This is a genomic window from Eubacterium sp., from assembly GCF_057858645.1.
Window position 1 is genome coordinate 76,327 of the sequence record NZ_DBLZZO010000009.1, and the last position, 8,947, is coordinate 85,273.

The following is an 8,947-nucleotide window of genomic DNA, read 5'->3' on the forward strand; positions in this document are numbered from 1 at the left end:
ATTTATCTGCCTAATAAAACTTATTTTATTTGTAAATTACTACTTTTTTCCTGTGCACCGTAAATTGATTTATTTCCATTAACAATGTATGCAATACTGCATACCACCACAAACAATAACATGTTACTTCCACCAAACACTTCGATACCAAGCATTATAGGTGCTATCAGTGTATTTGTGGCACTTCCAAAAACTGCTGCATAACCAAGTGCGCCACATAAAACAGGGGATATACCAAGTAACCCTCCAAGAACCATTCCAAGAGTTGCCCCTATTGAAAACAGTGGTGTTACTTCACCGCCCTGAAAACCAATTGATAAAGTAAGCACTGTTAGTAACAGTTTCAAAATCCAGTCAATGCCATAAACCTCTCCACCTGAAAAAACGCTGGAAATCAAGTTAGTTCCAAGTCCGCTGTATCTTCCCTGCCAAAGGAAAATCAATATTATTGCCAATGGTATTGAAATCACACCAATTCTCACATAATGATTCACAAATTTCTCTACCATAAATTTCTTTAGAACCTGAAGTAATTTTGAAAATAATCTTCCCACAATTCCAAATGCTAATCCTAAAATTATAACTATCGCTACGATTTTCATATTTGACAAATCAACTGTACTCTTCAGTTCCACAGCAAATTTTTCAAGTCCTAGTGAGTGTGATGTAAATGAAGCTACAAAGGCTCCGATTATTGCAGGTAGCAATGCCTGATAATCCATATAACCTGCAACAATTACTTCCATGGCAAAAAAAGTTGCTGCCAACGGAGTTTGAAACAAGCCACCAAAACCTGCTGCCATACCTGTTATTAGCATAACTTTGCTGTTGTCTGGTGTTTTCATTTTTCGGCCCAAATAATGTGAAAGTGTTGCCCCTATCTGAACAGCTACACCTTCCCTGCCGGCACTACCTCCAAAAAGATGTGTTATCCATGTTCCAACCATAACCAGTGGTACTAGCGCAAGTGGTATTGAATCCCTTTTCTCCTGCCCAACTTCAAATACAAGTGTCATACCTTTTAAACTTAATTTGCTAAAACGTAGGTACAGCCATGTAATTAAAAGTCCTGCTACCGGTAAAAACGGAATAAGATATTTGTAATTGGCTGTTCTGAAATCAGATATTGCAATTAAGCCTCTTCCAAAAACTGTGTCTACTATTCCCACAACAACACCGATTATAATTGCAAGGATAATATATTTGATCGTTAGAATTGCTTTTTCGTATATTTGTTGTTTGTTCATTTGTTGTCTCCTTATGTGGAATTTATATTACATAAAAAAAGCTGATTCACCTGTGCATTGTTACACAGAAGTCATCAGCTTTACTAGCGGTTTTGATAAAATCAAGGGAGAACCTCATTCCCTTTATTTAATTTTTTAACTATGAAAAAGATAGCATATATAAAGGTATGTGTCAATTTAAGTTTATTACAAATACTTTTTCATATTATCTAAAATAATTTTATATGCATTGGCATACATATGTATTCCGTCCATAGTGTATTCTTTCTTTAACATTCCTCTAGGGTTCGTTAACCCCTGATTCACATCAATATAATAACATCCCATTCTCTGTGCTAATTTCTTCACCTCTTCATTAGCTACTGGCACCGTTTCATTATTTCTATGATAAAAAACAGTTTGCTCAAAAGGGCAATCTGGAAGCATATCAACACTATTTACCGGATAAAAAGCCATTGTATACACAGATGTCTTTGGTAATTTATCTTTTATCTGACCTAATATTTCTTCATAATTTTTCAACATTTCTTTTAAAAGAATGTCAAAATCTGTATTAGGATCACTAATATCATTAGTTCCAATATTTATAAAAATCTTGGAAGGTTTGACTCCAAAAATTTGCTCATCCATACATTGAAGCATATCAGAAGTTGTAAATCCGCCAATCCCTCTATTGTAAATAATTTCCTTAATTCCAAAATCCATTTGTAATTCATTAATTGGAAATTGTTCCATTAGAGAAGAACCTGTAAATAAAATCTGTCCTTCTTTTACCATTGTATTAAGTACACGATACTTATCTACTTTTACCATTTGTTCTCCGTTTATCATAACTATATTCCTTTCAATTTCTCATACCATTATACACAATTTTACACTTTTATGAGGATATTTCTTAACATTTTTACACTTTTATGAGCGTATTTTTCCACAGTTTTCACACTTTTATGAGGATATTGTACTATAGTTTTTACATTTTCATGAGGCTATTGCATTTTTTTCATTATTAAAGTAAAGTTACTTATGAAACTTTGTTTACTAAGTGTTTTGTACGAAGAAATACTATTTCACTAAATCTTACAAGCAAGCTCGAATTGAAGTAAATTTCTAGCAACCCATAAAATTTTTATTAAAAGGACTTTATATATGGAAAAATCAGTTATTAATCAAATATGTGCTTCTATGGATACTTTTTTTGAAACCGAAAAGAAGATTGGCAATTTCATCATTCATCATCCAAAAGAAATCGTGGATATGACCGTTGGCGAACTGGCAAAAGAATGTCAGGTAAGTGAAGCTTCCGTTTCACGTTTTTGTAAAAAAATTGATATGAAGGGATTTCACCATCTTAAAATTTCTATTGCAAAAGAAATGGTTTCCCAGTCGGAAGACGATGAATTGTCTAATCATATTTCAGTAGATGATTTGGAACAATCATTGAAAAACATATTGGCAAATAAAGTTGCCGAACTTACTCAAACAGTTTCAATGATGAATTCTGAAAATCTGCAGGACATTTTAAAAAGAATAAATAATGCCCAAAATGTTCTTTTTGCTGCTGTTGGCAACACTGTTCCTGTAGCAATGGATGGAGCCTACAAGCTTAACCAGATTGGGATTTCCGCAGTTTCAACTCCTGTTTGGGAAACCCAGCTTGCCTACAGTTACAACCTTTCACCTGATGACGTAGTTATTGCAATTTCAAATTCAGGGGAGTCAACCGGTGTCATTAATATTTTAGAAGCTGCAAAACAAAAGAAGGCAACTACAATTTCAATAACCAATAGCGAGAAATCGACTATTGCTAAAATCAGTGATTATCATATAACAACAGCAACCCGCGAGAAATTATTTCTTGATGAATATCGTTTTTCGAGAGTTTCTGCCACAATGGTAATCGAAGTGCTTTATCTTTTCCTTACATCTATGAGAAAAGAAGCTTATGATTCCATTATTCAGCATGAATCATCTATAGCTTTCACAAAAGAATAATTTTTCTATTGACGAAATTTATATGTCATGGTATCTTTGTGTTATGAAATTGATTTTCACAGTGTATTTATTCGTAAAATTAATTTTTATGCGTGTTTATCTATTAAACCGCTTTTTACAATATGCTTTGTGAAATTTTACGTGTTTATCTAACCACAAGGAGGTTTATTATGAAGGAAATTAAATGGGCTGTATTAGGTACCGGAGTTATTGCCAACCAAATGGCACAGGCATTAATCAAAAATGGAAAAAATATTTATTCTGTTGCAAACCGCACACACCAAAAGGCTGTTGATTTTGCCCAAAAATATAATATCGGAAAAGTATATGACAATATGAATGATGTGTTTACTGATCCAGAAGTTAATGTTGTTTACATCTCAACTCCACATAACACACATCTTGAATTTATGAAGAAAGCAATTGAGAACGGAAAACATATACTTGTTGAAAAAGCCATAACACTTAACAGCGATGAATTAAACGAAGCAATTTCTTTGGCAAAAGAAAAAGGTGTTATTATCGGTGAAGCAATGACAATTTTCCACATGCCAATTTACAAAAAATTAAACGAGATTTTGGAATCCGGAGCACTTGGAAAAGTGAACCTTATTACCATGAACTTTGGAAGTTTTAAAGAATATGATATGACAAACAGATTTTTCAACAGAAACCTTGCCGGAGGTGCAATGCTCGATATCGGTGTATACGCACTTTCATTTATCCGCTGGTTTATGGATTCAAAACCTAACAACCTTGTATCTCAGGTAAAACCTGCCCCAACAGGTGTTGACGAGCAGGCTGGTTTGCTTCTAACAAACGAAGAAGGTCAGATGGCAAGCGTTATGCTTTCACTTCATTCTAAACAGCCAAAACGTGGTATGGTTTCATGCGAAAAAGGTTATATTGAAATAATGGAATATCCTAGAGCTTGGGAAGCTACCATAACATACACTGACTCTGGCAAAACTGAATTAATCAAAGCCGGCGAAAATGCAGACGCTCTCGCCTACGAACTTGCTGATATGGAAAAAGCAATTAACGGCGATGTTGACTGCATGCACTTTGACTATACAAAAGACGTTATGGATATGATGACTGAATTTAGAAAATCATGGGGCTTTAAATATCCTGAAGAAGAAAAATAGAAATTAACAGAGCTGTAAGTTTTAAAATCTACTTACAGCTCTATTTTTATATAATCTTATAATCCTTTGCACATCTAACTACTCCGGCAAGTGCATCACTGAATTCTATACCATATTTTCTTGCCTTGTCACAATTCATCCACAAATTATAATCTGCCGGTCTGTCATGTAACTCCACTTCTCTATGCAAAATATTTATGTATTCTTTGGTTATATCATACATAGACTGCTTTGTTTCACTTCCATAATTGTAAGCACCACCAGGTAAATCAATTACCTTTTCCATGTTTTCTTCCCTTTGCCGCCTTTGCCAAATACATCGGTACCTGCACATTTGCAAAATAAGATTCCTCTGGATTGTTTTCACAAATTCCCATATCTGCAATGGCTGCCGTATGAATAATAATATCTGCGTTGCTCTCCTCAACAATTCTCTTCACATCATCCTCAGACACATTTCTAAGAGATGGTGCCGCAACTGTATCTTTTAAAGATTTCATCAATTTATTTCCAACAAAACCCGTAGCTCCTGTAATAAGAATCATTTTTCTCTCTTTTCTAATATATTTTTATATTACTTTTGCTGTTCTTTTCTATATTTAAGAAAAGACTCAACTAATAAGCCAACTAAAATTATAACGCAGAAAATTGTTAAAGGTACACCGTATGTTGACTTATTAGTTACTGCGCCTATTATTAATCCCAATGCAACCGCCAAAAACTATCAGAAATCCCAGTATTCCAACACAGCTTAGAATTACATTTCTTATAATCTGACCTATACTTGAAAATACACGTTTTGGCTTAATGAATTTTAATTGATTTTTGCTTGAAAAGAAATGAGCCACTCCAACGATTACCTGAATTACCATTCCAAGCACTGATGCAAGTGCTGCAAGGGCGTTAGCCCCAACTCCCTGTCCAATTACTTATAAAACCGCTTACCTCACTTTAAAAGATTTTACACTACTCCATTTGCCTTTGTCTTTTCCAACTATTGCTCTCACTCTTACATAATATCTTTTTCTAACACGTAATTTTCTTAACAGATATGTATTCTTTCTTGTACGTTTTGTTCTTACGTTTTTCTTAAATTTTCTGTCAGTTGAATACTGTATCCGATATATTTTAGCCTTACTTATCTTTTTAAAAGTAATTCTCACTTTTCTATTTTTAAGTTTTTTTACTTTTAGAATTTTTGTTTGCTTTAAACTCTTTTTATTTACACCGTCAACACGAGTTGTAGTTTTTCCGTTAGTTGTTGGTTCATTTTCCTTTGTTACAACCTGTCCCAAAGTTGTAGTTGGTTCATTTTCCTTTGTTACAACCTGTCCCAAAGTTGTAGTTGTTTCTTTTTCTGATGTTGTTTCATCAGTTGTTTGATTTTCTACAGTAGTTTCTGATGTTGTATTTTCTGTAGTCAATATTTCAGCTGTGGGTTCTACTGTGACAGTTGTCTCAGTTTGTTTCTCAGTTGTTGGTTCTAATGTAGTTGTCACTTCCGTTGTTGGCTTTGGTGTTATTGTCACTGATGTGGTTGGTGCTTCTGCTGTTGGTTCTAATGTAGTTGTCACTTCCGTTGTTGGCTTTGGTGTTGTTGTCACTGATGTAGTTGTCACCTCCGTTGTTGGCTTTGGTGTTGTTGTCACTGATGTGGTTGGTGCTTCTGTTGTTGGCTCTGATGTTGTTGTCACTGATGTGGTTGGTGCTTCCGTTGTAGGCACTTCAGTTGTGGTTTGTGCTTCCGTTGTAGGCACTTCTATAGTTGGATTCTCCACTTTGTTCTTCAATTTTGTGTATACCTTTATTCTTCCTACATAATTTTTAAGTTGTGTCCATCCACTACCGTTGTTTATATATGACATTTCTCTGCCATTTTTATATGAAGTCATTATTTTGGCGTCGCCATTTTCATTTGAAACACTTACTATTGCAGAGAACCATTGGTCTTTTTCAATCTTTACCGGCTGATTCAGTTCTATTGTTACATATCCACTGTTTTCAAAATACGCCGTTGTAGTATTTGCCAGGTAACCACCTGAAACTGGTACATTGTCCTGTCCGCCATAAGGATAATCTACATTTTTGTATATCTCCACTTTAGCGGTTACATTTTCACCACCAATAGCCACATTTACTGCTTTTATATATTCATCTTTTAAATCATCAGATTTTTTTGCTTTAAACACATTTGCCACTGACTTATCTTTTCTTAATGGGAAATCGTCCATGCTTCCATCATAGTAATAATTAAAGTCATACTTGTCCTTTGGTGCAAATGAAAATGCATAAGAACAACTGCTTGTATTGTCATATGACAGCCAAAAATACTCCAATGATTTGTAACTGTTTTTTACAAGCCAGCCACCCTTTTGGGTAGCACCATTTGGCACAAATTTGTCTGATGGAATATTGTCATCCCAGCCAATGATTGTGCATGCATGTGGAGAAATTGTACTGCCCTGTTCATTCTTTGGATTGTAGTATAATGTTTCTCTTGCATTGTTGTACTGAAATGTTACTGCCCCATATTTTGCTATGGCTTTTTTTATTGACCTAATGTATTCTTCCGGATTTGATTTGTTTTCAGGTATATGAATTGCATTTTCAAATCTATATGATGGATTTTCATATGGGTTTGTGGTAACCACATTACCCGATACCGGTGCCCACCACATTGAATATAACTTGGCAATTTTTAGTGGGTCTCCTGACTGCGTCAAATAATTTACTGATTGCCAGTCTCCATCTGTATTTCCCAATGGATCGCTTTCTCTCTTAAAAACTCTATAAGCTGCCGCCATCGGATTTAATGATAATGTATCTTTCGTTACTGTAGGATCAATTCCACTTTTCAAAATGGATGATTCTGCTGCTGCAATGCTTGAATATGCCCAACACAAATTGGTATCTCCCTGATCTTTTACCGGTGTTACTATGCCATCGTCCCTTCCATCATATTTTTCCCTGTCTGAGATTTCTTTAATTTCAGTCTGTTGTTCTTCAAAATCACCTTCTATTTTAAATGTTAATTGATTATCAGTTATGTTTGTGACTTCAACATACATATCATCGGTTATTTCCAAGCTCTGATTCAGTTTTAATGGTGCATCAGATTTTGTTGCATATGTGCCACCTAATGTTTCATAATTCCACTTTCCTGCAACGCATCCCATATTGTTTGGGAATTTTGTGTCTTTGTCCACCAAATAACAAACAAGTCCTGAACCAATTGTCAATCCTTTTAGCTTCGTTCCATCTGTTTTATACAATTCTTTTGACTGACAATCATACTTATTACCACCTGTGCCAAAATTTCTATATTCTAAGTACAGTGTTTTATTGGTTCCTTTTAAATTTAATTTGTATCCTACTATCTGTGAATCTCCTCTAGTCGATGCTTCCTTTAAGGTATACTGTCCATTTTGATAAATTGTTTTAACATTGTCAGATGTAAGCCACCCCTTTGCTTCTCTTTCTTTTACAGATATAAACTGTGGCACAGGTGACATATGCTTTGCCATTGCAGACATATAATATACCGGCGAACTATTTGAACTATTGTACAAGTCCTTAAATCCTAAAATGTGCCCCATTTCATGAGTTGCCACTGACATAGGCAAAGTCACGTTTTCCCGATTATCCTTGTATAAATAATTATAGGAATTTGTCACCTGTACATAGTTTTTACTTGTAATTGTTTTTCCATCTGCATTTATTTTTACGTAATCTGCATAATCCCTATAATTCCACAAAGGTGAGGACCAACCCACAGAGATACTCTGAGTTGTATTTTTATAAATAATGGTGATTGCATCGATTACCCCATCATTGTTTTTATCAAGTTCAGAAAAGTTGTACTTTTTTGTACCATCATAATTTGTAATCACATTGCCCGCTGATATAGCTCTGTTTATAGATTCAGACCAGTCTGTTTTTAATTCGTACATACGCTCTGCTCTCTCTCCGTTATCCCTGTAACCTTCAGGATTCTCTTCACTATACTCTGCATAGTATCCTCTTGGATGAGATAACTGCACTGAACCACCTTTATTAAACAAATACACGCTATTTATCTTAAGACTTCCCCTTGACGCAATTTCATAATAATCCGAAACATTAAAATATGCACTGTTATAAGTATTATCTGTAATTTTTCTAACAGATTCCCCATTATAAGAATTATCTATAAATTCATCTTCATCTGAAAATCTTGCAAATACTATAAGATTTGTAAAATTACTTTCTTTTGTTTTATTTTCTGTATTTTCATTCGTATCATCAGCAAAAGTTACGCCACTAAAAAGCATTGTCATAACCGTAACAAACACCATGATTATACTAAACCCTTTTTTCATAAAATCTCCTTTTCATCATTTATTCTTTTAAACCTTAATTATATATTCATTATAGCATTTACCAGATTAATTTTGTGTTCTAATTTTTTAGAATTATAGGCTGGGCATGCGGACGAAAAGTTGGACTGTGTAATGCCTGATATGTTATGAGGTACACACAAGAACAAATATCGACAGCACTTGTATTGTTAAAAGCCACAGG

The 8,947-nt window shown here is 34.3% G+C and carries 8 protein-coding genes and 1 riboswitch; of the genes, 2 read left to right on the forward strand and 6 right to left on the reverse strand.

The window, feature by feature from the left end:
- Positions 1 to 20: 20 nt before the first annotated feature.
- Entirely contained in the window at positions 21 to 1,247 is a 1,227-nt protein-coding gene (locus ACZM4J_RS04665; protein WP_022165399.1) for a chloride channel protein, read from the reverse strand.
- 58 nt (positions 1,248 to 1,305) lie between these two features.
- Positions 1,306 to 1,378: riboswitch (Fluoride riboswitch) on the reverse strand.
- 55 nt (positions 1,379 to 1,433) lie between these two features.
- The gene (locus ACZM4J_RS04670; RefSeq protein ID WP_302689631.1) at positions 1,434 to 2,078 is read right to left on the reverse strand and encodes a GDSL-type esterase/lipase family protein; all 645 of its coding nucleotides are present in this window, start codon (positions 2,076 to 2,078) and stop codon (positions 1,434 to 1,436) included.
- Positions 2,079 to 2,393: 315 nt separating this feature from the next.
- Here ACZM4J_RS04670 and ACZM4J_RS04675 point away from each other — a divergent pair, with 315 nt between their 5' ends.
- Positions 2,394 to 3,239, forward strand: coding sequence for a MurR/RpiR family transcriptional regulator (locus ACZM4J_RS04675; RefSeq protein ID WP_022165402.1), 846 nt, complete (start codon positions 2,394 to 2,396; stop codon positions 3,237 to 3,239).
- Positions 3,240 to 3,409: 170 nt separating this feature from the next.
- A complete protein-coding gene (locus ACZM4J_RS04680; protein WP_022165403.1) occupies positions 3,410 to 4,387 on the forward strand; it encodes a Gfo/Idh/MocA family protein in 978 nt (325 codons plus the stop codon).
- Between the two features lie 46 nt (positions 4,388 to 4,433).
- Here the strand turns inward: ACZM4J_RS04680 and ACZM4J_RS04685 are convergent, their stop codons facing one another.
- The 4 genes from ACZM4J_RS04685 to ACZM4J_RS04700 all read right to left on the reverse strand — a co-directional run bounded on the left by ACZM4J_RS04685 (position 4,434) and on the right by ACZM4J_RS04700 (position 8,745).
- A complete protein-coding gene (locus tag ACZM4J_RS04685; RefSeq protein WP_022165404.1) occupies positions 4,434 to 4,673 on the reverse strand; it encodes a hypothetical protein in 240 nt (79 codons plus the stop codon).
- Complete coding sequence (locus tag ACZM4J_RS04690) at positions 4,657 to 4,932, reverse strand: sugar nucleotide-binding protein (RefSeq protein WP_022165405.1); 276 nt, start codon at positions 4,930 to 4,932, stop codon at positions 4,657 to 4,659. The genes ACZM4J_RS04685 and ACZM4J_RS04690 overlap by 17 nt, the downstream gene beginning before the upstream one ends.
- 29 nt (positions 4,933 to 4,961) lie before the next feature.
- Positions 4,962 to 5,093, reverse strand: a complete 132-nt coding sequence (locus tag ACZM4J_RS04695; protein WP_302689635.1) for a hypothetical protein — start codon at positions 5,091 to 5,093, stop codon at positions 4,962 to 4,964.
- Positions 5,094 to 5,328: 235 nt separating this feature from the next.
- Positions 5,329 to 8,745: a lectin like domain-containing protein gene (locus ACZM4J_RS04700; RefSeq protein ID WP_428245189.1), complete on the reverse strand. Its 3,417-nt coding sequence runs from the start codon at positions 8,743 to 8,745 to the stop codon at positions 5,329 to 5,331.
- Positions 8,746 to 8,947: the final 202 nt, after the last annotated feature.

What these genes read in the sequence shown, in the direction of transcription:
- ACZM4J_RS04690 (WP_022165405.1), bottom strand. Translation starts at nt 4,932, where the DNA reads ATGATTCTTATTACAGGAGCTACGGGTTTTGTTGGAAATAAATTGATG.
- ACZM4J_RS04665 (WP_022165399.1), bottom strand. Translation starts at nt 1,247, where the DNA reads ATGAACAAACAACAAATATACGAAAAAGCAATTCTAACGATCAAATAT.
- ACZM4J_RS04700 (WP_428245189.1), bottom strand. Translation starts at nt 8,745, where the DNA reads ATGAAAAAAGGGTTTAGTATAATCATGGTGTTTGTTACGGTTATGACA.
- ACZM4J_RS04670 (WP_302689631.1), bottom strand. Translation starts at nt 2,078, where the DNA reads ATGATAAACGGAGAACAAATGGTAAAAGTAGATAAGTATCGTGTACTT.
- ACZM4J_RS04675 (WP_022165402.1), top strand. Translation starts at nt 2,394, where the DNA reads ATGGAAAAATCAGTTATTAATCAAATATGTGCTTCTATGGATACTTTT.
- ACZM4J_RS04680 (WP_022165403.1), top strand. Translation starts at nt 3,410, where the DNA reads ATGAAGGAAATTAAATGGGCTGTATTAGGTACCGGAGTTATTGCCAAC.
- ACZM4J_RS04685 (WP_022165404.1), bottom strand. Translation starts at nt 4,673, where the DNA reads ATGGAAAAGGTAATTGATTTACCTGGTGGTGCTTACAATTATGGAAGT.